Consider the following 21,636-nt stretch of genomic DNA (forward strand, 5'->3'; position numbering starts at 1 on the left):
TTTCGTTTTGAGTCACTTACCCCACCATCTCCGCCTTTCGCAGTGTCTCCATGCCCGTCTTATATCCTTCTACGATGAGTCTCGAAATATCTTCGGGGGTGAAGTGCTGCAAGTCCAGTATAAGCGGTGATGCAGGCCGGATGACCGTTAATTTCATTTCTTTGCCCCGCAGAATGGCACGGTCTACGGCCGACTCCGCCCAGATGATATTGCTGTTGGCCACTTCATTGATCGTAATATCACGGATTCGCTCAATGAGGGTGATCAGGTTACGGGCATTGATGCCTTCGGGCTGGTAAAGGTGTGGGGAGTGACAGGCAATCAGGACAATTTCGGTTGCGCCGTCCTCAATGGCCTGGCGTATGGGAAGTACTTCTCTCAGACTTCCATCAAGATAAAGGTCGTCGTCAATCTCTATCGCAGGCATGAGCATCGGAATGGACGAGCTCGCCCGTACGTAATCCAGAAAATGTTTGTTATCCGGCGTGACGTACTTCATTTCACCACTTTCAATATTAACGGTGCCTACTTTGAGCTTTATCGTGGCCTCCCGGAGCAGGTTTATATCGATATTCCGGCTGATGAGGTTGTGAAGAGGCGTTGTGTCCAGAAGCCCTTCGAAACGGCTCATGAGGGTACTCACACCCAGCGATACCCGCGAGCGAAGTGTAGATATGTCGTAGGGATGGGTAATGTTTTTAACCCAGAATTCCAGTAATTTTCGACTCGCAAGCTCCCAGCGAACCTGGCCGCTATCCTGCTGCTGCCGTCCGGCTTCGTGGGTGAGAAATGTGGAATTTAATGCGCCAACGGAAATACCATATATCATTTCGGGTTGAAAGCCATTTTCCAGTACTGCCTGAATCACGCCTACCTGAAAGGCTCCTTTCATTGATCCGCCTCCTAGGACGAGTGCTCTCATATATTATTGGACTATCAGCTTTGGGCAATCGGCTGTCGGCTATTTGCTTTAGGCTATTAATAAATGGGCTATCGGCAAGCAGCCACTAACCATTGCTATTGAACTGTCGGACTGGAAATCACTCGAATGGTCAACGATCATGGCCGCTTGGGTTTCGAGATCTTAACTTTCCGACTTCCAATTTTCTCCAATTCTAAACATTTTCATTCTAAAATAGGTATAAACAGAAGATTTTATTACAAATTTGAAGAATGGAGTGGAATAAAGTCCTGTTTCAAGTCAAACCCCAGGCAACGCTCCATCTGCTTTACTATATTTGGGGAAATGGTCCCTGTGCATAATATGACCCTTTCAATAAAGGAAATTCAAATGCCCATTGCCGATGAAATGAAGGCTTTCGAGCTGAAATTTCGTCAATTTATGAAGAGTGACGTGATGCTTCTGGATCAGATCATGAATTACATCGTGCGTCGCAAGGGAAAGCAGTTGAGGCCCATGTTTGTATTTCTTTCTGCTGGTGTTTGCGGAGCTATTTCCGAATCAACCTATAGGGGGGGAGCGCTCATCGAACTGTTGCACACCGCCACCCTGGTACATGACGACGTCGTGGACGATTCGTCTTATCGGCGCGGATTTTTTTCAGTCAATGCTTTGTGGAAGAATAAAATCGCCGTTCTCGTGGGAGATTACCTGCTGTCGCGGGGATTGCTGCTTTCGGTGGACTATGAGGAGTTCGATCTCCTTAAAATTGTCTCCACGGCGGTGCGGGAGCTGAGTGAGGGAGAGCTTTTACAAATAGAAAAAGCGCGCAGGCTGGATATCACGGAGGAGGTTTACTATCAGATTATCCGGCAGAAAACGGCCTCGCTCATTGCTTCCTGCTGCGCGGTAGGTGCCTGCTCGGTGGGTGCCACACCCGAGGTGGTCAAGCGTATGCATGCATTTGGGGAAAAGGTAGGTATGGCATTTCAGATCAAAGACGATCTGTTTGACTACGGGGCGGAGGAGATTGGAAAACCGCTTGGGATTGATATCAAAGAAAAAAAAATGACACTCCCGCTGATTTATGCACTCAATAAATCAGGCTGGCTGGAAAAGCGAAAAATCATCAACATCATCCGCAATGAAAGTCACAAGCCTAAAAAAGTGACAGAGGTGATCAACTATGTAAAAGATTCAGGTGGCCTGGCCTATGCGCAGGAGGTGATGGAGCAATATGTGAGCGAGGCTCGGACACTTCTCCATGAATTTGAAGATTCTCCCTATCGTACCTCGCTCGAGCATCTCGTTCAGTATACCATCGAACGAACCAAATAGACCTATAAAGGATCTGAGTGGCATCTAAGGCAGGCCGGGTGAATAATTTTTAAGCAAATATATAAGTTGGTATCATGTGTTGACTAAATTTTTAGTTACATTTGACTAACTTTATAGTTGTTCATTTGTTCATCCAGATCCGACATGTCATGAGATGTTTAATCATTTGTTTGCTTGCCCTAACTTGTTGCCGTGCTGCGGCGCAGAACATTCGTTTAATGGCTGAGGTGCCGGCCCCTGAGCGTGATGCATTGGTCAAAAAATATAAAACCGATCATTTCAGCATAAAAAATCAGCAATCGCTTCATGCGCGGATGGACAGTGTGATCAAAATGGTCTTTCCCCGGACACCTGAAAACGGCATTGCCCTGTATTTTGAAGGCATGGTCGGTGAGCAGGGGATTGTTGAACAGGTTATTTTTGAATTGTTCTACGCACAGAATTACAATAAGGATTCCCTGGCAAACAAATTTAAGTATGCATTTGCGGTGCAAATGGCGAAATACAAGGCTCCGGAGCCGGGCATCCCTTTTCATAGAACTTTTCAAATGGGAATCGGGAAATTTAAAGCACCCAGAGAAGTGCGCAAAGCCGATAGTTCGCTGACTGATGTGAAGCAGGCATTAGCGTTTGTGGATACGCTGAGTATAAAAAGGCTGTTTTTTAATGATCTGGGCCTTAAAGAAATTCCGCAGGTTGTATATCGTTTTCCGAATATGGAAGAACTCTATCTGGGCAAAAACAGCATCACTGAGGTAGATCTGGATCTTTCCAAACTTCCCAGGTTGTCTCAGCTTCATTTGCAGGGGAATCAGATTACGGAGGATAAGTTTAAAATCTCGAAGAACAAAACCCTGAAAATTTTAAATCTGAATGAAAATTTGCTGCGAAATATCCCGGCAGTGGGTAGTTGTAAACAGCTCACAACGCTCTGGCTGGGTGGAAATCAACTCAGCCAGCTTACCAACTCGAGCTTCCGGCGAATGAGACGGGTGAAGGATCTCAACTTTTACAAAGGAAATATTGTCGTACTTCCGTCAGGTATCAGGAAGATGAAACGACTGGAAGTACTTGATCTATACTACAATAAACTGACAACGCTGCCCAAGGGTGTAATGAAATTAAGGAAACTTACCCATCTGGCTGTTTCGAACAATGAGTTGAAAGAACTTCCCGATAAATTGCACAAGCTGAAAAGAGTGCATACCCTGTATGCTCATCACAATCATCTGAGCAAACTTCCGAAAAGCATCGGTAAATTAAAGGAAATGAGAATTCTGGATCTGGGTTATAATTGGTTTACCGATTTTCCTAAAGAGATCACCGCGTTTCCCCATTTAGAGGAGCTGGAACTCTCAGCCAATAATTTTCTGGAATTCCCGAAACAGCTACTCGAAATCCGACATTTGGATAAGTTATTTCTGAGAGGCAATCCATTTATCGAAGATAGGCCTGACGTCACCTACGCAAGCCAGCTGGATAATCTGAAAAGCCGGAATATTGAGGTGTTTCACTAGTACCAACGCCCGGCCCGGTTTTCCCAAAACAGGCCGGGCGTAATGATGCTATAGCGTCCCAGCTCCCCATGCCCCATGCCCTACGCCCCATGCCCCTAGAGATTCCACCAATACGTAAACTTCAACACCAAAGCCCGGTTTTTAACCATAAAATTCTCAGGTAGATAGTTGTCCGTGTAAACGATGAAAAGATCCGAGGCCGGCTTATAGCGCCATTGAAGCCGGGCGTTCAGGTTTACATTTTCCGCCTGATTGTTGTATTGCAGATAGGTGGTCAAAAACAGGTTGTTCCGGAATGTAACATCCACCTTGGGGCCGAAAAGCCACAGCTGCGTGCGATTCCAGGGGGCTGTCAGGTGAATGTCGTTGTAATTGGCCGCCATGGTGATCGCTACAAAGGGCTGAATACGGTACCCAAGTTCGGTGCGGAGATTGGTTCTTCGTCCTCCTTGGTAATAGCCGCCGGTTAAGCCTGCCAGGGTATAAGTGAAGTGATTCTGTGGTCCCGACACGATTTCCAGTCCGGCGGTGTTCCAGTTGTGTTCCGTACCGGTTGCGAGCTGATCTTTCCCAAGGTTGGTAGGATCAAATGGCCGCAGCAGACGGATGTAATTGTTGACCGCATAGGCCGAAATGGTTGCCCTGTTGATGAAATTAATATTATAGCTTACCGTCACTTCCCTGTCGCTGAGGTCAAGCTGCTTGTCCCAATACATGTTGGTGACCACCTTGGGGCCATGACTGATGATACTGGGAGACTTTACAAAAAACAGATACCCAATGGTTGGGTTGATTTTATAATAGCCGTTACGGGTTACGTTAGGCACATAGCCCACTTCCGCATGGTAGTTGGCCCCTACGTACTCGTGCTGCCACTGCCAGAAAAAGCTGGCCTTGCTGAATTTAAGATCGCCCGCGTGTACAAAATCATCGCTCGTTTTGCCCGGAGTGAAAGATTTCAAAAACATCATTTTACCCGTCCAGAGGTTGTTGGCACTGGCCAGGTTGAACTCGGCCCCCACATTACGGTTGTAGCGATTGGTTCTGAAATTTTTCTCTGGTGAATAACCAACGACATCTCTGTTGACGAAAATAAAGCGGACATTGGAGCGTGCCAGCACCTGCCTTTGAAGCGCAAAAACGGCGTAGTTATTTTTTGGAAGACTATCCTGAGAGGCTGTTTGTACGTCCAGCGCGCCAATGCGCCAGTTTTTGTTCAGCTTCCCACTCATTCGGGCACCGAATTGTATCGGAACACCTAGCCCGATTCTTCTGGAGAAGAATGGCCGAAGATTTGCATAACCGAAGTTGGCAAAAAGATCCGCATTCTCCAGAAAGAACTGCCTCCTTTCCGGAAAGAAAAGCTCAAACCGGTTGAGATTGGTTTGCTGCACATCCACATCCACCTGCGAAAAGTCGGGGTTGACGGTCAGATCGAGGTTGAGCGACGGCGTAAGCCCTATCTTGACATCACCTCCCACAGTGGGAGAGATTTTCGTTGGTTTGTCGTTTTGCTGGTCCCGTGTCATTTTGGTAGCAAAATAGGGTATGACCGAAATGTTAGCACCAGGGTTTGGTGGTGGCTGATCCCAAACCAGCACACCCGTGTAGGCAAGGCTTGCCGAAGGAAACTGCCTGGGTACCGGCGCCCAGGCTGATTTTTCAGAAACGGTAAGATCCTGACGGCTGAAGTTGATTCCCCACTCCGTAATGCCCGATTTGTAGCGGATACTTTTAAAGGGAATGGCCGCTTCCCACACCCACTTGTCATCATCATTTTTGACCTCACTGATCCACTTGTTATCCCAGCTCAGATCCACCGAACCACCATCACCCATTTGCCCGTCCCAGGGAGCGCCCGCTGCATTGGCTCCGAATGAAAAGCCATTGGTACGGTCGTCGAAGGTATCCATGAAGAGCAGAAAGTTGTCATTTTTACCAAAAACAAAGTCTCTTTTCAAAGATTCGACGATCAGGCTACCTTTCACCGGTTTGTAGTTGATCACCAGTATATACAGGTTGTTCTTGTCGTAAGACATTTTTACCTCGGTGTTACACCTGGCAAAACTGGTGTCCATAGGCGTCACCATGTAGAAGTGGGTGGCTGTTTCGGCGTCGGCCCATGCCGGGTCGTCGGCTACACCATCCAGTCGGATGGGGGAGGTGGCAGCATGAATGTGGTATCTGTATTGGTCGTTGGGTTTCTGGGAAAAGCCGGGGCTGAAAAAGCCAATGGATAAAAGTATAAGCAGAAGTTTTTTGCCCACGTGAATAGGTTTATTTTGATGGATTTAGGGAATATAGTATGTCAGGGATGCTGTTTTGAAATAGCAAAAATTCCTGACGTGTCATGATTTATTTTCGGCAAAACAGTCCCGTCAGCCACGGAACCATTTGGCATCGGCATAAAACGTACCGAACGGAATGAGGGATGCAACAAAAGCAAGAAATGTAATTTTTAGGGACCAGCTTCTTTCGATCGCCACCTGAATCAGTAAAACAACATAGAGCACAAACAGGACACCATGCGCCATACCCACCACACGCACAGCTTCGGGCATATGGGCAATATACTTAAGTGGCATGGCTATACCCAGCAATATGAGATATGAGACGCCTTCGGTGAAGGCGATTATACGAAGACGTCCCAGAGAAGTTTTAAGCAAATCGGTCATGATCAAGCGGAAATGTTGAGCGATGGTATTTTTCCAAGGCAAAGATACAAACTGAGTGAGTGCCAACGTTACGAATGATCTCTAAATATCTTCTCTAAGGGTTGAGCGGGAGCCTGTTTGCTTTGGTAAGGTTGAAAAATGATAGTAAATGATCGTTTTATATTATTTCATTTACAGCAGGTAAACCATTGTTACGCAAAATATTGAAGACAAGAACAATCGTGGTTATTATTACTTTATTTTTGCGACTGCTTTATTACCTAATCACCATCGATGACTAAATCAATCTTTACTTTTCTGATCTTCCTGGCCACGTTTTCGGCTTTTGCACAAAAGCTAAAAGTGACTGGTAAAATCACGGATGAACAAGGCTCGCCGCTTGTGGGTGCCACAGTGCTCGAACTGGGAACAAATAATGGTGTGATGGCGGATGGAAAGGGTTTGTATACCTTAACCGTCAACAATTTCAACGCCACGCTGATTGTCACCTACGTCGGATACAACCGCGTGGAGCGGCAGATCAATGGACAAGGCACTCAGAATTTTGAAATGACCGATGCAACAAACCTCATGCAGGTGAATGTGGTAGGTTCCCGCAATATGAATCGCTCGGCTACGGACACCCCAGCGCCTGTTGATGTCATCAATATTCAGGAAATAACCGCTAAGCAAGGACAACTTGATGTCAACCAGCTTTTGACCTTTGCCGCACCCTCTTTTAATTCGAACCGGCAAACAGGATCCGATGGTGCTGATCATGTTGATCCGGCTTCGTTAAGAGGGTTGGGCCCGGACCAGACACTGGTGCTGATCAATGGGAAACGCCGGCACCAATCCTCCCTGGTGAACCTGTTTGGTTCAAGAGGGCGGGGGAATACCGGGACGGACCTGAATGCATTTCCTGCCGCAGCCATAGAACGGATAGAAATTCTGAGGGACGGAGCAGCAGCCCAGTACGGTTCGGATGCGATTGCAGGAGTGATCAACATTGTGCTGAAAGAATCTGTTGAAGAACTTACCGTCAATGCGAATGCGGGTATTTACCAGGCAAAGTATCGTTTTGACAACAAAAAATTTGACGGACTGAATTACAACGCCAATGTGAACTATGGTTTTAAAGTAGCTAAAAAAGGTTTTGTGAATATTACCGCGGATTACAATTTCCGTGATCATACCAACAGGGCCAACACGGTGGACACTACTGGCCTGGTTCGCCGCGAATATGGCGACCCGCGAATTGGAAACGCTGCACTCTATTACAATGCCAAAATACCAGTGGGCCAGAATTTTCAGGTGTACAGCTTTGGTGGTTTCAACCGCAGAGACGGTGATGCATACGCCTGGACCCGTTTTCGTGATGACGACCGCAATATCCCGGAGCTTTATCCCAATGGATTTGATCCGATTATTTCAAGCAAAATTGATGATCGGGCCGTTACGGTGGGGGTGAGGGGTGTATGGAAATCGTGGGATATTGATCTCAGTAATACTTATGGATTCAACAAATTCCACTTTTTTGTAAACAATTCTTTAAACCGGTCTTTTGGAGAACTGTCGAAAACATCTTTTGACGCAGGTGGTTTCCAGTTGGCCCAGAATGTATCCAATCTGAACGTAACACGGTTTTTTAAAGGGGTCATGAGCGGACTGAACATTGCGTTTGGCGGCGAATATCGTACGGAGAGGTATAAAATTTTTCAGGGAGAGTTTATGTCCTGGAGAAATTATGATCCCGAACTGCCCGGCGGCTCGCAGGGATTTCCAGGATTTGGAGAAAAGGATGTAGTAAACCAGGGACGCATCAATGCAGGAGCCTTTCTGGATGTGGAAGCCGATGTAACCAAACAGGTTCTCGTTGATGCCGCAGTCCGTTTTGAAAGTTACGACGATTTTGGTACGACAATCAACGGAAAACTGGGAACGCGTATCAAAGTGGGGGACGTGGCCACAGTCAGGGCGACAGCAAGTACAGGCTTCCGAGCGCCGTCACTGGCTCAGAAATATTTCAATTCTACATTTACAAATTTTGTGAATGGACAGGCGGTGGAAGTGCTGTTGGCCAATAATTTACATGTGGTCACCAGAACATTAGGTATTCCGAGGCTGAAACAGGAAACGTCACAAAATGCGAGTGTGGGTTTTACGTTGACGCCCACTTCGGGCTTATCAATAACCGTAGACGGGTATTATGTTAAAATTAGGGACCGGGTTTTGTTGACGGGGCAGTTTAGTGAAGACGATGATCAGATTGGATCCTATCTCAGAAGCTTGAATGTGGGTCAGGCTCAGTTTTTTACCAATGCGCTATCCTACACCACCACTACCGGAATCGATGCAGTTGTCGCCTATTCTACCTCGTTGGGTTCTGGAAGATTCAATGCAACCTTGGCAGCTAATGTCAATCAGATGGATCTGGGGCCAATCAACACCGTCAGGCTGTTGGAGGGGAAAGAAGACATCTATTTCAATCAACGCGAAAGGCATTTTGTACTTGCATCGGCACCGCCCTCGAAAGTTAACCTGACTTTGGACTACACCATGGGCAAGTTCGGTGTGATGGTCAGAGGCATTAGGTTTGGAGAGATCAGGCTGGCCAACTGGCTTGCAGGTGAAACGGATAAAGAAACCATGAAACCGTACACAAAAGTACAATACACCGATATATACAAAGCCAAAGTACAGGCAGACCTGACCTTCAGTTATAAGTTTAGTGAAAGTGTGTCGCTGGCCATAGGTGGGAGTAACATTCTGAACGTGTACCCTGATAGGCAAGTCCCTGCACTTACCGAAAGCGGCGGGGCCTGGGATCCGGTACAAATGGGCAGTAACGGCGCCTTCTTTTTTACACGTGTAGGATTGAAATTTTAGCGTATGCGATTTTGGCTGGCAGCTTCTTTCTTGCTGATGTCGTGGTTGGCCAACGGGCAACCCTGCACATTACTTACTCAGACATTTGCCGTTGCCGATACCATGAAGCGAGAAACCGGAACGCTTTATCGTTTTCGTTTTAGTATTGGGCAGTTGGACGCCTTGCTACAGTTGCCGGGGTTAGAGAAACCGGTTGCTTCAATAAAAAAGCTTCAGGCAACGCTTGATGAGGACAATGCATCCTATCTGAGCGGTACATTGTGGCAGCTGGATGAGAAGCTGGCGGATAAGCGATTAGAGGAACTTGAAATCCTGTGTTCAGAAACAGCTTTCGGCGTTTACAGGAGGGAAATTGATTATTACAAAAGTAAGTTTACCGCAAATCGTAGAGATTGATCTTCAGGCCGACCCATCACTTTTCTTTTCATTAATTAAGATCATTGTTTCCAGCAAGGGCAAGTCTAAAGTCCGTTCTGATTTGAAATAAGGATATAACATATGTGTTTGTAACATGGTTACAAGGCCTCAGGACCCCACACATTCCAGCGCCGCCATTTCCCCGGTGTTAACGGCTCCTTCCATAAAACCCTGCCAGTCGGCCAGGTGCTCACCTGCAAATGAAGTGTGTAAAAAGGATTTTTGAAGCACCGGTCGTATCCGATTCCATTGATTGATACCATACATGGCGTATGCCCCTCTGGAGTACTTGTCTTCTCCCCAATAATAATTTGCTTGTTTTTCCAGTTTTTGAGATACATTTCCGAAATGAGGGCCAAGGGTTTGTTCGATCATTGCCGTTCTGAAATGGTCATTCTGGTTGGCAATCAGAGCCGCTTTTTCTCCAATGGAATAGGATATCAAAACTCCCTTTTTAGCGGGCTGATTTTTTGTTGCATGATAGAAATAATGCGGGGCCTGATCGGTGATCAGATCAAAATTTTCGTCCTTCCAAAACCGATCGCTGAACTGAAGCGCGTTTTTGTTGATGCGTGCGTATTGAAGTTCGTTAATAGCCTCTATTTTTTCTGCCGGTAATCCTGGCTCCCATCTGATTTTTTGCATCGCAATGGTGGGTATGGAGCAAATGATTTTGTCAGCCTCAAACACCTTTCCATTCTCGCAGTGAACAGAAACCTTATCATTTTGAACGATTCGGGCTACTGTGTGCTCCATTCGTATTTTATCCGGACCGATCTTCGCAGCGAGACTTTTGGCAAAAAGTGCGTTACCTCCCTTGATCTTTAGATCCATTTCGTTTTTTTCGCTACTTTCCCCAAAGGTGGCGAGTGCCAGAAACGCCGAAACGTGTCTATTGCTTTCACCGAAATCGGTGCTGTCCAGCAGTTCCCGTAAATCAAGATCTCGTCCCTCGCATCCATTATTTACCAGGTACTTCCACCAGTCCAGCCGATCGAGCTGATCCTTTTCACTATCAGACATGCTTTTGAAGTCGGTGAGCAACTGGCTGAATTTCCCTTTCCAGCTTTCACTAAAATCCCACTCATTCTTTTTGAAATATTGGTTCCGGTAAATCAGGTCTGTGTCAAACTGATTGTTATCCAGCACCAGGTTCAGCTCCCCGCAAAGCTCCCTGATCCTCGCATGCGAGTTGCCTATCCACTCCGCTCCCAACTCTACGATGAGATTTTCCTTCGGATCAATATGATGAGAGAACACCCGCCCGCCGATTCTATTACGCGACTCGAGAACGGTCACCTCATGACCTGCCTTTTGAAGCTGGTAAGCTGCGGCAAGTCCGGAAAATCCCGCACCGATAACCACCACTCTGGTTTTTCTTCCAGGGTGAATGTTTCCAAAGGTGTTGGAGGCCAGCATGAGACTACCGGCCACTGCGGCGGATTGCCTTAGAAATTCACGTCGTGTGGAATGGTTTAGCTGAGCTTCCATAGCGATTTTGATGGGTTTGATCGGGAGGTTTTTTTGCAAAAGTAGTTGTATGTCAAATTTTCTGACAATGAAAATTACTTTAAGGTATTTGTAATGATTGTCCGGCGCTCATAAAACCAAAGAGTCCCGGCGAAATGTGCCGGGACTCTTTGGTTGAGTTGGTATGTTTCTGATCGCTCTAGGCAATCGGAGTAGCTTTGATTTTTTGTTTGGCTTTACTCGTGCTGGCCGCTTCTCTATCTCTCATTTTTACAAAATCCTTAAACCGGCGTATGGTAGCAAGCACAAATCCGATGACCAGAACAAACGTTCCCAGCCAGAGAATGTTAATCAACGGCTTTTCAGTAGCTTTCATGACAATGTAGTCGCGTTGTGTGGTGTTGACCGCGAATGAAAACTGACCTGTTTGTGGGTTGATTTCCTGAAACTGGATGCGCATCCCAAGATCCTTGCTCACTTCAGGCTTGCGGGCAACCATCCGGTCACGAATCACAAAGGAAGGAGTTACGATGTATTCTTTTTCTTTATCCAGGATGCGTATCATCGCTTTCACGGCCGCATCACCTTTGCCGAGTGTAACGCCCTCTACTTCTTCGGTGCGAACAACATTATCAAGAACAGCGACGTAGTCGTTGACAAAGAATGTATCACGCATACTTACCGTGAAGTTTTCTGTAGGGCTCCAGACCGGTTCCGCCATGGGATTGGTTACCATAGCAACATAAGTGTAAAGGTCTTTATCTAGTTTTCGGTTGATATCGGGGGACGACACGATGCCACCCATGCGCGGATTGATCTGTACGCGGGGGAAGAGTGTGAATATTTTTCCGGTAGGATCACGGTAATCAATCTCGTAATAGAAGTTGTCGGGTGATACTTCCAGCGTGTCTCCTTTGGCATAATACTTCTTTTCATTCACAACGATGTCTCTCAAAGCCACGGCTTTGTAGTCGTTCTCGATCATATCCACCCAGCTTTTCGATATGTACTCGGGTATATGAAGTGGTTCAATACGGACATCCCGCCAGGTGAGCATGTACTCGCCCATTTTTTCAGGTTTATTGAGCCAGAGCGTGATATTCTCTTTGTTTTCTTTATTGTCGTTGCTGGTAAATTCCTCACTTCTTGAAATCATCAGGCCCGAGTTGTTGATCGAGACCACTTTTGTATATGCCGAGGAAAACAGGATACCAATCAGCATCAGCGCTACGCCGATGTGGGTGATGGCACCTCCTGAAAGATTGTAGTTGCCACGAATAATATTGAACAAAATAGTGCCATTAGCTACAACCGCGAAAATGGCCGCAGTCAACAACGCAATATACTGGATATCCTTCACGCCCCACCAGGTAATTACCCCGGCACTGATCAGCAGGGAAATCAAAAGCGGATTGTACAGCGCCTGTAATTTTCCCTGACCAACTCTTTTCCACCAGAAAAACTGTCCGATGCCCGTCAGAATGATGATCAGCGAGAAGAACCATAGTTGAAACTTGTTATAATGACCAATTTGGTCTGCCGGTAGTGCCATATTCAATACGCCTCCAAATGCTTCTGCAATGGCATTGTAAACGGGTATGGAAGTTGTTGCCAGGATTTGAAATCCGGAAAGACACAACAGTGTAGCACCAATAAATATCCAGAACTCCTGAGAATAGGTAGAAACTTCTGCTTCGTCTGAAGGAAGTGATTTCCAGCGATATACCAGTAAAGCGATGGAGAGTATCGTGAACGTGAGCAGGTAGATCAGTAACTGACCGGAAAGGCCAAGGTCCGTAAAGGAGTGTACAGATGCATTGCCCAATACGCCACTGCGGGTCATAAATGTGGAGTACAGGATCAGAATGAAAGTGGCAATGGTGAGGATGAAAGAGGTTTTAAGCGCCGTAGCATTTTTCCTTCCAATGATCATCACGTGCACTGCGGCAACCAAAATCATCCAGGGAACTATCGATGAATTTTCAACAGGATCCCAGTTCCAGTAGCTACCAAAATTTAGCGTTTCGTAGGCCCAGTAAGCGCCCATCAAGATTCCCACCCCAAGGATCAGGGCTGAAAAAAGTGCCCAGGGTAGGGCAGGGCGTATCCATTCATGGAGCTTCTTTGTCCATAAGCCGGCTATGGCAAATGAAAATGGTATCAATGTGGATGCAAAGCCCAGAAACAAAGTAGGCGGGTGAATCACCATCCAGTAATTTTGCAGCAGTGGATTCATGCCGTTTCCATCCTTGGGAATAAAATTCGGATCCATTTTCCATACCGGCATGTCCGGCATCACTTCCTTTAACAGCAGGAAGGGTGTGGATCCGATTTTCAGATCAAGTCCTGGGATGACTACACCCAGGATCATGGAGGTCAGAAATGCCTGCACGAGCGCAAAAACCGTCATAACCGGTGCTTCCCACGATCGGTTGGTAAAGATGAGTATGGAGCCCAGCACCATGTTCCAGAAAATCCACAGCAAAAAACTACCTTCCTGTTCCTGCCAGAAACTCGAAATCGTGTATCCGGTAGGCAGGGAAAGGGAGGAGTTTTTCCAGGCATAGTGGTATTCGAAATAATGGTTTCCGATGATCCAGTAAAGCGAAAAAACCACCCCGATCACGGCGGCGGCATGAACCATGTAGGTGGCACGGGCAAACCGTTTCCAAGTATTGATTTCTTGAATGGGGGCGTTGGTCATACCCGCCTTAAAATAAGCGAATACGGCTAGTAGTGCCGATGCAAACGCTATGATGACCAGCAGGTGACCTGCAATTCCTATCGTAGTATGGATCATGATTTTGATGCTGAAGCCTCAGTAGTTTCCAGTTTCCCGTTTTCGTATTTAGATGGGCATTTCATCAGGATTTTCTCCGCAGCGAAGGTGCCGTTGTGCATCTTTCCAATGACCACGACCTGTTCCGATTTATCAAAATCCTGAGGTTTAGTGCTTTTGTATACCACTTTTTTGGCTACATTTTTGGTATCAACCAAGGTGAAAGTGAAGTAATTAGGATCTGTCTGTGGATCGTATTCCATTTCCACAATCTGACCGGAAGCATTTTTTTTGAGCGTACCCACCACGTGAATACTTTCGTTGTCGCCCTCAGTTGCCATTTCCTGTGCCTTTGAAAAATCGACGTATGTACTGGCATCCCCGGCCGTTGAAATAATGATCCCAATTGCGATGGCTATGATGACCAGACCAAATATTTGAAACTTTTTCATAAATAATTACTTGATATTTAATTCCTTTTCAATCTTTTTCAGCTTAAAATCGATTCTAAGCATATTGATCGCGATACCGGCAAAGACAATCGCTACCACGGCAACCACAACCCATATTTTTCCATCTTCCCGCATTTTATCAGCCATGGTTACACCATCGGCACTTTGAGCAAACAGATCGGTGGTAATTGATATGAGGAAGAGCAAAAGAGGGGTAATCTTTTTCATGGTAATTATCGGGTAATAAATTCTTAACGAATTTTTGATTTGAAATGTTTACTGTTTTAAAAATATTGAAAGAATTCCGCTATCTGGCAGGAATCGAAAGCTCATTTTCTTCGCGAACCCGATTAATGACTTTGATCCGGATGCGTAGTTCAGCGAGCCACATACCCAGCAAAATATATCCGATGATGGCGGGATAAAATACCTTACGCATGTCACTGTCAATATCAATTGATCCGAAAGTACTATTGCCTCCACTACCAGGATGCAGAGAATCGGTCAATCTGGGTAGAATGTAAATAATGGGGACAAAAACTGCAAAAGCAAAAATATTATAAACCGATGATATCCGTGCGCGTCGCTGTTCGTCTTCAAAAGAACTTCTCAGAAGTAGGTAAGCAAGGTAAATGAGCATTCCTACTGCGGCGCTGTTCAGTTTTGGGTCGTTGGGCCAGGGGTCGCCCCAGGTAAAGGTTGCCCACGCCGAGCCAGTCATACAGCCCAATAGTCCAAAAAATATTCCGGACTTTGTGAACTCACTCGCAATGTCGTCATTCCGGATCATTCCGGTTCTGAGGTAGTTAATCGAGAAAATCATGGCAGCCAGCAACAAGGTGGTCATAGCCAGCCAAAGCGCGACATGAAAGTAAGTATTTCTTATCGTTTCGTTTACAATGGCCAGATGTGGTACAGGACCCATAAAGCCCGCCACGATCACGTAAAATATGATAACGATGCATAGAATTTTCCACCAAATCTTTCTCATTCTCTTATTGAATTGTTATTCCAAATTTCTTAAACAGTCACTTTAATTTCTGAGCGTTTTAGCTTTTCCATAAATAGGGGAAAAGTAAATAACTCAATGTAACCACGATGGCGTCAATAGCCAGCAGGGTGCTTATTTCGTCGGTACTTACACTCCAGTCCAGTCCATCCAATGCATTTTTTGCCAAACGAATGGTCATCAACAGCATGGGTAATATGATGGGAAAACTCAAAACAGCCATAAGTGTTGCGCTGTTGTCGGCCTTGGATGCAATTCCTGCCACCAGTGTAAGCACCGATGCGAAGCCAATTCCGGCTAAGGCAATGCAAATCAGGTACAAACCGATATCTCCAACCGGATTACCCAAAACAAATGCGTAAAAGCCAAATCCGATTAATGACAAAACCAGCATGACCAGCGCATTGTAAATAATCTTGGATAATATGATCGCCTGGGGACTGCACAGACTGTAATAATAGATAAGTCGTCCGAATCTTTCCTGAGAAAAACTTTTTCCAATGGCATTAACCGCCGTGAAAAGCATAATGATCCAGAAAAGCGTGTTCCAGACGATCGGTGTCAGCTGACCGCGACGTAGATTGAAACTCAAATAGCAGACAAAGACTGTGCTCACTACATAGAGCAACATCCCGCTGATAGCGTACTTCTGTCGCCATTCGAGGGTGAGTTCTTTTTGTATGAGGGTTTTTATCTCGTTCAAGTTTATTAGCATTCGGCTGTCAGCATTCGGCTTTCAGCTCATTGGTTCTGGTTATTGGTTTTCATCATTGATGATGGTTTACCCTTCTCACTTGTCGCCCGCGACCCCGGTCACATCTCACATCCGCCCGGCGGCCCGGTCACTTCTCACTTCTCACTTCTCACTTCTCACTTCTCACTTCTCACTTCAAATTCCGCTGCAAAAGTACTACATAAAGGCTAAGCCTGCTTATACTTTGATCATGATTTTAAGTGATGAATCCATGTGTCCTGGTAAATTCAGAGCTAACAGTTTGATTTGCGGTCATAGATTGCTTAATTTGCAGTTTAATTATATTGAATCTAAATAAGATATATGTCGGTTCGTACTATTTCTGATTTACACAAGGGAGAAACGGGGGTGATTAAATCCATTACCAATAAGGGAATGTCGCTGAAATTGTTGGAAATGGGCTGCCTGCCTGGCTGTCGCGTGCGCCTGGATGCAGTGGCACCTTTCGGGGATCCTGTTTGCATCAATGTAGGGGGGCAGTATTGCCTTTCGCTGAGACTCAACGAAGCTTCGGCCATCGAAATAGAATAGAAACTGACTAATTATCAACCCTTTTCATTTACATTGAGACAAGATAATATAAGAATTGCCCTTGTTGGAAATCCGAATGCCGGGAAATCTACATTATTTAATGCTCTGACGGGAATGCGTCAGAAAACCGGAAATTTTCCGGGGGTTACGGTTGCAAAAAAGACAGGAACGTTCAAGCTTAGTGAAACCGGTGGTGGTGATGGCAGAGAGGTGACTCTGGTGGATCTGCCAGGCACGTATAGTATTTATCCAAAATCCGCTGATGAAACGGTGGTGATGAACATTCTGGCTAATCCAGGAAATCCCGACTTTCCGGAGGTAGTTATAGTCGTTGCAGACGCGTCCAATCTTCAGCGTAACCTTTTGCTTTTTACCGAGATTAGCGATCTCGGTCTCCCGGTGATCCTGGCTTTGAATATGCTGGATGTTGCCCAAAGTATGGGGCTCTCGGTAAATGCCGTTCAATTGGCCATGCAGTTGAACGTTCCGGTTGTGAATATCAATGCGCGGACGGGTGAGGGAACCGATAAGCTCCAGGCAGCAGTACAGCAGCTCCTGGGGCAGAAAGCGCAACGAGAGCTTGCTTATTTTTATGATCCTGCTGAGGATGTGCCCGGCCTGATAGAGGAAGTGAAGGGTATTCACAATTTGGGAAACAACTATTTAGCGCTGCAATACATATGTCAGCATGATCATTTTTCATTTGTTGAACAGCCGGCGCGGGTACAACTGGATAAGCTGATTGAAAAATATGGTTTCGATGAACATGAATTTCTGGCTTCAGAAACCATTTCGCGATATGAAAAAATCAAGCCTATCGTTTCCAGGGCTGTAAAAGCCGAGGGCATTACTGAGTCGCCAAAATGGACCCGCCGTCTGGATCATATACTCCTTCATCCGGTGTGGGGTTATGTAATCTTTGGTCTGGTACTGATGGTTGTTTTTCAGGCCATTTTTGCCTGGGCTTCTTACCCTATGGATCTTTTGGATGCAGCCACGGCGTCTACCATTGAATGGGTGAAAGATATACTTCCTCCGGGTGTGGTGAATGACCTGATCACCGACGGGATTCTGGCTGGAATTGGAGGGGTGATCATATTTGTACCGCAGATTGCCATTCTCTTCGCCCTGGTATCAATCCTGGAAGAATCGGGCTACATGGCCAGAGTGATGGTGATCATGGACAAGCTTATGCGCAAGTTTGGCTTGAATGGCAGAAGTGTGGTGCCCTTGATCTCAGGCGTGGCATGTGCCGTTCCTGCGATCATGACAACCCGGAGCATCAGCAGCCGTCACGAGCGTTTGCTTACCATACTTGTAACTCCCCTTATGAGTTGCTCCGCTCGGCTCCCCATTTATGCTATTCTGATTGCGCTGGTGGTTCCTTCCACAAAAGTTTTTGGCATTCTCAATGTGCAGGGCCTGGTTCTTCTGGGCTTGTATTTGCTGGGGCTGGTCGGTGCGTTGTTCTCTGCCTGGCTGCTCTCTATTTTTATTCCCAAAAAAGAAACAGGCTATTTCATGCTTGAAATGCCTTCCTACAAGTTTCCGCGTTGGGGGCAGGTAGGCTATACCATGCTGGAAAGTGTGAAGTCATTTGTGTTTGAAGCTGGGAAGGTCATTATGGCGATTTCAATCATCCTCTGGGTGGTGTCCTCATATGGGCCCGGAGATAACATGCAGCAGGCAGAGGAAAGCGTACTGGCATCTATGCCTGGGCAGCCGGAAGAGCAAGTGGATGCCGCGGTTGCTTCAGCAAGGCTGGAAAATTCGTATGCTGGTAGTTTCGGACGCTTCATTGAGCCAGCTATCAGACCTTTGGGATACGATTGGAAAATTGGCATAGCTTTGCTGGCGTCGTTTGCGGCCCGGGAGGTATTTGTGGGCACCATGGCAACCATTTACAGCATCAGTGGCGACTCCGAAGATGTGCTCACTGTAAAACAACGGTTGATACAGGAAAAGAACGCCGAAACCGGAGGGCCTATGTACACACCGGCTGTATGCTACTCGCTTCTGATGTTTTATGTTTTTGCCATGATGTGTATGAGCACTATCGCCGTCGTGTATAGGGAAACCCATGGCTGGAAATGGCCAATGATCCAATTGACCTATCTGATGGCGCTTGCTTATGTATCGGCCTTTGCCGCTTACCAGATTTTCAGTTAAAAGGCCTTATTGGTCTAATCGAAAGTGTAAAGGCATGTTGTCTCTCCCAACTCAAGGTAAAAGTTTTCTTGTATGTTTAATAAAGCTAAAAAGGAGAGTTGATCTTCGATTCGTTGAATTAAATACTGATTAGAAATATTACCAAGTGCAATTCGTACAAGCTTTCTTGGTGTTCTATTTAGCAAGAACGAGTTTCGGAAGTCCTTATCTTTGGTGATTACAATGAGGTTTTGTTGGTCTGCAAAATGGCAAATCTCCGAATCGGCTGTGAACCATTTGTCCGGTAGCTCGTTCACGTGAAGTGCATTGTGACCTTGACCGATCAGAAAATTTACCAGCTTCAGCGGCATATGGACATCACAAAGAAAGTTCATTTATGCCGCTTCATTGATCATGCGTCCGGACATCAGCAGTTTTGCGTAACTCAGGGAGGCCAGGATGTCTTCTGTCTCTAGCTCCGGGTGATCTTCCAAAATTTCGGCCGTTGACATGCCAGAACTAAGGAGGTCCATAATAACTTCTACAGGCCAGCGCATTCCTCTAATACACGGCTTTCCATGGCAGATGGCAGGGTCGATGGTTATTCTTTCGAGGTGATCCATACAATTGTAAGTATTTTCAAATTTACCCAAAATTTTAATAATGTACGTCACCAGCCCAAACAATCCACAACATCCGACGCGATCAATGCGCTTTGTCCTTTTTTGTTTGCGGCTCTGTCTCCTGCGAGCCCGTGTTGGTATACACCCATGATGGCTGCCTCAGATGGTGAATACGTTTGAGCCAGCAAGCCTGTAATGATGCCCGTCAAAACATCCCCTGTTCCTCCGGTGGCCATTCCGGGATTTCCGGTAGAATTAAAATGAACCTGGCCATTTGGTAGCACCACAGCGGTATTCGCACCTTTCAGGCAAATGATTACCTGATGTTTTTGTGCAAATGTGATGGCAAGCTCAAGGCGTTCATATTCGTCTTTGCTTTTTCCGGCAAGCCGTTCGAATTCCCTGGGATGTGGGGTCAGAATCGTGTTAGTGGGTAATAGTGATAACAACTCAGGGTTTTCCGAGAGTAAGTTCAGGGCATCCGCATCCATGACCAGCGGCACTTCCACTGTTTTTACAAGCGCTTTCACCATTTCCGCAGTTGCAGGTTCTTTTCCTATCCCGGGGCCTATGCCTACGGCTGAATACGGCTCCAGATCCTGCAGGTTGCTCAGGTATTTTTGCGATTGATCGGTCAAAACCATGGCTTCCGGCACGGCGGTTTGTGCGATGACATAACCACACTCCGGAATGTGCATGGAAAGCAATCCTACGCCTGCGCGTAAACAGGATTTGGCAGCCAGTAATGCAGCGCCCATTTTTCCGTAACTCCCTGCCATCAGGAGGGCATGACCAAATGTACCTTTATGGGCGTATTTGCCTCTTGGCCGAATGAGTTTTTCCGCAGCGTCCTTGTCGGTGTAGAAATACGGCGTTTCGGTTTCGTTAATCCTCGTAGGGCTTAGGCCTATGTCCACCGTGTGCCATTCGCCGACAAAAGGCACATTTTTGGGCATCATAAATGCAAGCTTGGGTAGCTGAAATGAGATCGTCACATCAGGTTGAACAATTACATCAGTATCTTCATTTGATTTGTTGGTAAATAGCCCGCTTGCAATGTCGACGGATATTACTTTGCTGGGAAGCGTGTTTAAGACAGCAATGATATCCCCCAACAGACCACTTACTGGCCGGGATAGTCCGGACCCGAGCAGTGCGTCGATCAGCACCATGGATTCAGGAATAGGCGGAATATCAGATGATGACTTGATAAAAATAGGCACGAGATGAGTTTTTAACCTGATCAGGTTTTGTTTGAAGTCGTCGGATTCGTCTGTGGTGTATTCAATGATAAAAACCTGTACATCGAATGACCTTTCACTTAGCATCCTCGCAATCGCCAGGCCATCACCTCCATTGTTACCCTTACCGCAGAATACACCCACAGGCCTGGTGTTCACAAATCTATCGCAAAAGCAGCGGACAAAAGCATGCGAAGCGCGTTCCATGAGGTCAATGGAACTGATGGGCTCATTACTTATTGTGTAGGCGTCGAGTTCGCGTGTCTGGTTTGCGTTGAATATTTTCATTTGAAGCGGTTATTCAGGTTGGTTTGGAACAAATTGAACTTCAAGTTATGCTTAAAAAATGGTGTCGGTGCTAACTTCTATCCGGTTTGAGATATTTAAATATCCTTTGTGCTTTCAGATAACAATAAATAATCTTAGCTTTGCACTCGTTTTCTCAAAAGCTGTTTTGAATGAAGGGGCGTCACCTCATCCGCTGGAAGCAAGCTATCATTTTTAATTTTTATAAAAAACATTCGTCATGAGCGAACTTATCAAACTCGTAGAAGCTACGATTGAAAATCGTAAATCCGAGTATCCTGAATTTAATTCAGGCGACACGATCAACGTACACGTTAAGATCAGAGAAGGTAACAAAGAACGTATTCAGCAATTTCAAGGTACGGTAATGCAACGCCGTAACAAGAGTGCCAGTGGAGAAACTTTCACTGTACGCAAGATATCAAACGGTATTGCGGTGGAACGTGTTTTTCCAATTCTTTCCCCAAGTATCGCCAAAATCGAATTAATACGCCGCGGTAAAGTACGTCGTGCACGTTTGTTCTTCTTACGTGGACGCCAGGGTAAAGCTGCTCGTATCAAGGAGCTTAAAGTAGCGAAAGCATAGAACATCGCTTCGCGCCAAAAA

The 21,636-nt window shown here is 46.1% G+C and carries 19 protein-coding genes; 7 read left to right on the forward strand and 12 right to left on the reverse strand.

Features of this window, described 5'->3' with window-relative positions:
- Positions 1-16: 16 nt before the first annotated feature.
- Positions 17-922, reverse strand: coding sequence for a patatin-like phospholipase family protein (locus DYADSP32_RS00325; protein WP_149244563.1), 906 nt, complete (start codon positions 920-922; stop codon positions 17-19).
- Positions 923-1,264: 342 nt separating this feature from the next.
- Between DYADSP32_RS00325 and DYADSP32_RS00330 the strand changes: the two genes are divergently transcribed.
- Together DYADSP32_RS00330 and DYADSP32_RS00335 are read left to right on the forward strand one after the other, a co-directional pair.
- Complete coding sequence (locus DYADSP32_RS00330) at positions 1,265-2,239, forward strand: polyprenyl synthetase family protein (protein WP_149244562.1); 975 nt, start codon at positions 1,265-1,267, stop codon at positions 2,237-2,239.
- Positions 2,240-2,457: 218 nt separating this feature from the next.
- On the forward strand, positions 2,458-3,756 hold the full coding sequence (locus tag DYADSP32_RS00335) for a leucine-rich repeat domain-containing protein (RefSeq protein WP_414617390.1): 1,299 nt from the start codon (positions 2,458-2,460) through the stop codon (positions 3,754-3,756).
- Between the two features lie 95 nt (positions 3,757-3,851).
- Here DYADSP32_RS00335 and DYADSP32_RS00340 read toward each other — a convergent pair whose 3' ends face one another.
- Entirely contained in the window at positions 3,852-6,023 is a 2,172-nt protein-coding gene (locus DYADSP32_RS00340; protein ID WP_149244560.1) for a carbohydrate binding family 9 domain-containing protein, read from the reverse strand.
- A 111-nt stretch (positions 6,024-6,134) separates the two neighbouring features.
- Positions 6,135-6,431 (reverse strand): DUF3817 domain-containing protein, encoded by a 297-nt coding sequence (locus tag DYADSP32_RS00345; protein ID WP_149244559.1) that lies wholly within the window; start codon positions 6,429-6,431, stop codon positions 6,135-6,137.
- Between the two features lie 273 nt (positions 6,432-6,704).
- Here DYADSP32_RS00345 and DYADSP32_RS00350 point away from each other — a divergent pair, with 273 nt between their 5' ends.
- Both DYADSP32_RS00350 and DYADSP32_RS00355 read left to right on the forward strand, forming a co-directional pair.
- On the forward strand, positions 6,705-9,299 hold the full coding sequence (locus DYADSP32_RS00350) for a TonB-dependent receptor (protein ID WP_149244558.1): 2,595 nt from the start codon (positions 6,705-6,707) through the stop codon (positions 9,297-9,299).
- A 3-nt stretch (positions 9,300-9,302) separates the two neighbouring features.
- Entirely contained in the window at positions 9,303-9,695 is a 393-nt protein-coding gene (locus tag DYADSP32_RS00355) for a hypothetical protein (RefSeq protein WP_149244557.1), read from the forward strand.
- A 129-nt stretch (positions 9,696-9,824) separates the two neighbouring features.
- On the opposite strand, the gene DYADSP32_RS00360 is transcribed toward DYADSP32_RS00355, so the two are convergent.
- From DYADSP32_RS00360 to DYADSP32_RS00385, 6 genes are all read right to left on the reverse strand, one after another.
- On the reverse strand, positions 9,825-11,207 hold the full coding sequence (locus DYADSP32_RS00360; protein ID WP_149244556.1) for an FAD-dependent oxidoreductase: 1,383 nt from the start codon (positions 11,205-11,207) through the stop codon (positions 9,825-9,827).
- Between the two features lie 178 nt (positions 11,208-11,385).
- On the reverse strand, positions 11,386-13,986 hold the full coding sequence (ccsA, locus tag DYADSP32_RS00365) for a cytochrome c biogenesis protein CcsA (protein WP_149244555.1): 2,601 nt from the start codon (positions 13,984-13,986) through the stop codon (positions 11,386-11,388).
- Positions 13,983-14,417, reverse strand: a complete 435-nt coding sequence (locus DYADSP32_RS00370; RefSeq protein WP_149244554.1) for a cytochrome c maturation protein CcmE — start codon at positions 14,415-14,417, stop codon at positions 13,983-13,985. Before DYADSP32_RS00370 ends, ccsA (DYADSP32_RS00365) begins: the two co-directional genes overlap by 4 nt.
- Positions 14,418-14,423: 6 nt before the next feature.
- Positions 14,424-14,645, reverse strand: a complete 222-nt coding sequence (locus DYADSP32_RS00375) for a CcmD family protein (protein WP_149244553.1) — start codon at positions 14,643-14,645, stop codon at positions 14,424-14,426.
- Positions 14,646-14,724: 79 nt separating this feature from the next.
- The gene (gene ccsA, locus DYADSP32_RS00380; protein ID WP_149244552.1) at positions 14,725-15,408 is read right to left on the reverse strand and encodes a cytochrome c biogenesis protein CcsA; all 684 of its coding nucleotides are present in this window, start codon (positions 15,406-15,408) and stop codon (positions 14,725-14,727) included.
- A gap of 58 nt (positions 15,409-15,466) precedes the next feature.
- Positions 15,467-16,141, reverse strand: a complete 675-nt coding sequence (locus DYADSP32_RS00385; protein WP_149244551.1) for a heme exporter protein CcmB — start codon at positions 16,139-16,141, stop codon at positions 15,467-15,469.
- A 342-nt stretch (positions 16,142-16,483) separates the two neighbouring features.
- On the opposite strand from DYADSP32_RS00385, the gene DYADSP32_RS00390 reads away from it, so the two are divergent.
- Positions 16,484-16,711: a FeoA family protein gene (locus tag DYADSP32_RS00390; RefSeq protein ID WP_149244550.1), complete on the forward strand. Its 228-nt coding sequence runs from the start codon at positions 16,484-16,486 to the stop codon at positions 16,709-16,711.
- Between the two features lie 33 nt (positions 16,712-16,744).
- Entirely contained in the window at positions 16,745-18,880 is a 2,136-nt protein-coding gene (feoB, locus tag DYADSP32_RS00395) for a ferrous iron transport protein B (RefSeq protein WP_149244549.1), read from the forward strand.
- 14 nt (positions 18,881-18,894) lie between these two features.
- Here feoB and DYADSP32_RS00400 read toward each other — a convergent pair whose 3' ends face one another.
- The 3 genes from DYADSP32_RS00400 to DYADSP32_RS00410 are packed head-to-tail and all read right to left on the reverse strand — an operon-like array spanning position 18,895 to position 21,011.
- A complete protein-coding gene (locus DYADSP32_RS00400; protein WP_149244548.1) occupies positions 18,895-19,254 on the reverse strand; it encodes a DUF5615 family PIN-like protein in 360 nt (119 codons plus the stop codon).
- A complete protein-coding gene (locus tag DYADSP32_RS00405) occupies positions 19,255-19,512 on the reverse strand; it encodes a DUF433 domain-containing protein (RefSeq protein WP_414617391.1) in 258 nt (85 codons plus the stop codon). It abuts the gene before it with no gap.
- Between the two features lie 17 nt (positions 19,513-19,529).
- On the reverse strand, positions 19,530-21,011 hold the full coding sequence (locus tag DYADSP32_RS00410; protein WP_149244547.1) for an NAD(P)H-hydrate dehydratase: 1,482 nt from the start codon (positions 21,009-21,011) through the stop codon (positions 19,530-19,532).
- A 238-nt stretch (positions 21,012-21,249) separates the two neighbouring features.
- Here DYADSP32_RS00410 and rplS point away from each other — a divergent pair, with 238 nt between their 5' ends.
- The gene (gene rplS, locus DYADSP32_RS00415) at positions 21,250-21,615 is read left to right on the forward strand and encodes a 50S ribosomal protein L19 (RefSeq protein ID WP_149244546.1); all 366 of its coding nucleotides are present in this window, start codon (positions 21,250-21,252) and stop codon (positions 21,613-21,615) included.
- Positions 21,616-21,636 lie beyond the last annotated feature (21 nt).

Origin of the sequence: Dyadobacter sp. 32, from assembly GCF_902506755.1 — a bacterium.
Taxonomy (GTDB): Bacteria; Bacteroidota; Bacteroidia; order Cytophagales; family Spirosomataceae; genus Dyadobacter.

Excerpts from the sequence above, each read along its gene's own strand:
- DYADSP32_RS00325 (WP_149244563.1), bottom strand. The coding sequence starts at position 922 with ATGAGAGCACTCGTCCTAGGAGGCGGATCAATGAAAGGAGCCTTTCAG.
- DYADSP32_RS00330 (WP_149244562.1), top strand. The coding sequence starts at position 1,265 with ATGACCCTTTCAATAAAGGAAATTCAAATGCCCATTGCCGATGAAATG.
- DYADSP32_RS00335 (WP_414617390.1), top strand. The coding sequence starts at position 2,458 with ATGGCTGAGGTGCCGGCCCCTGAGCGTGATGCATTGGTCAAAAAATAT.
- DYADSP32_RS00345 (WP_149244559.1), bottom strand. The coding sequence starts at position 6,431 with ATGACCGATTTGCTTAAAACTTCTCTGGGACGTCTTCGTATAATCGCC.
- DYADSP32_RS00350 (WP_149244558.1), top strand. The coding sequence starts at position 6,705 with ATGACTAAATCAATCTTTACTTTTCTGATCTTCCTGGCCACGTTTTCG.
- DYADSP32_RS00355 (WP_149244557.1), top strand. The coding sequence starts at position 9,303 with ATGCGATTTTGGCTGGCAGCTTCTTTCTTGCTGATGTCGTGGTTGGCC.
- DYADSP32_RS00360 (WP_149244556.1), bottom strand. The coding sequence starts at position 11,207 with ATGGAAGCTCAGCTAAACCATTCCACACGACGTGAATTTCTAAGGCAA.
- ccsA (WP_149244555.1), bottom strand. The coding sequence starts at position 13,986 with ATGATCCATACTACGATAGGAATTGCAGGTCACCTGCTGGTCATCATA.
- DYADSP32_RS00370 (WP_149244554.1), bottom strand. The coding sequence starts at position 14,417 with ATGAAAAAGTTTCAAATATTTGGTCTGGTCATCATAGCCATCGCAATT.
- DYADSP32_RS00375 (WP_149244553.1), bottom strand. The coding sequence starts at position 14,645 with ATGAAAAAGATTACCCCTCTTTTGCTCTTCCTCATATCAATTACCACC.
- ccsA (WP_149244552.1), bottom strand. The coding sequence starts at position 15,408 with ATGAGAAAGATTTGGTGGAAAATTCTATGCATCGTTATCATATTTTAC.
- DYADSP32_RS00385 (WP_149244551.1), bottom strand. The coding sequence starts at position 16,141 with ATGCTAATAAACTTGAACGAGATAAAAACCCTCATACAAAAAGAACTC.
- DYADSP32_RS00390 (WP_149244550.1), top strand. The coding sequence starts at position 16,484 with ATGTCGGTTCGTACTATTTCTGATTTACACAAGGGAGAAACGGGGGTG.
- DYADSP32_RS00400 (WP_149244548.1), bottom strand. The coding sequence starts at position 19,254 with ATGAACTTTCTTTGTGATGTCCATATGCCGCTGAAGCTGGTAAATTTT.
- DYADSP32_RS00410 (WP_149244547.1), bottom strand. The coding sequence starts at position 21,011 with ATGAAAATATTCAACGCAAACCAGACACGCGAACTCGACGCCTACACA.
- rplS (WP_149244546.1), top strand. The coding sequence starts at position 21,250 with ATGAGCGAACTTATCAAACTCGTAGAAGCTACGATTGAAAATCGTAAA.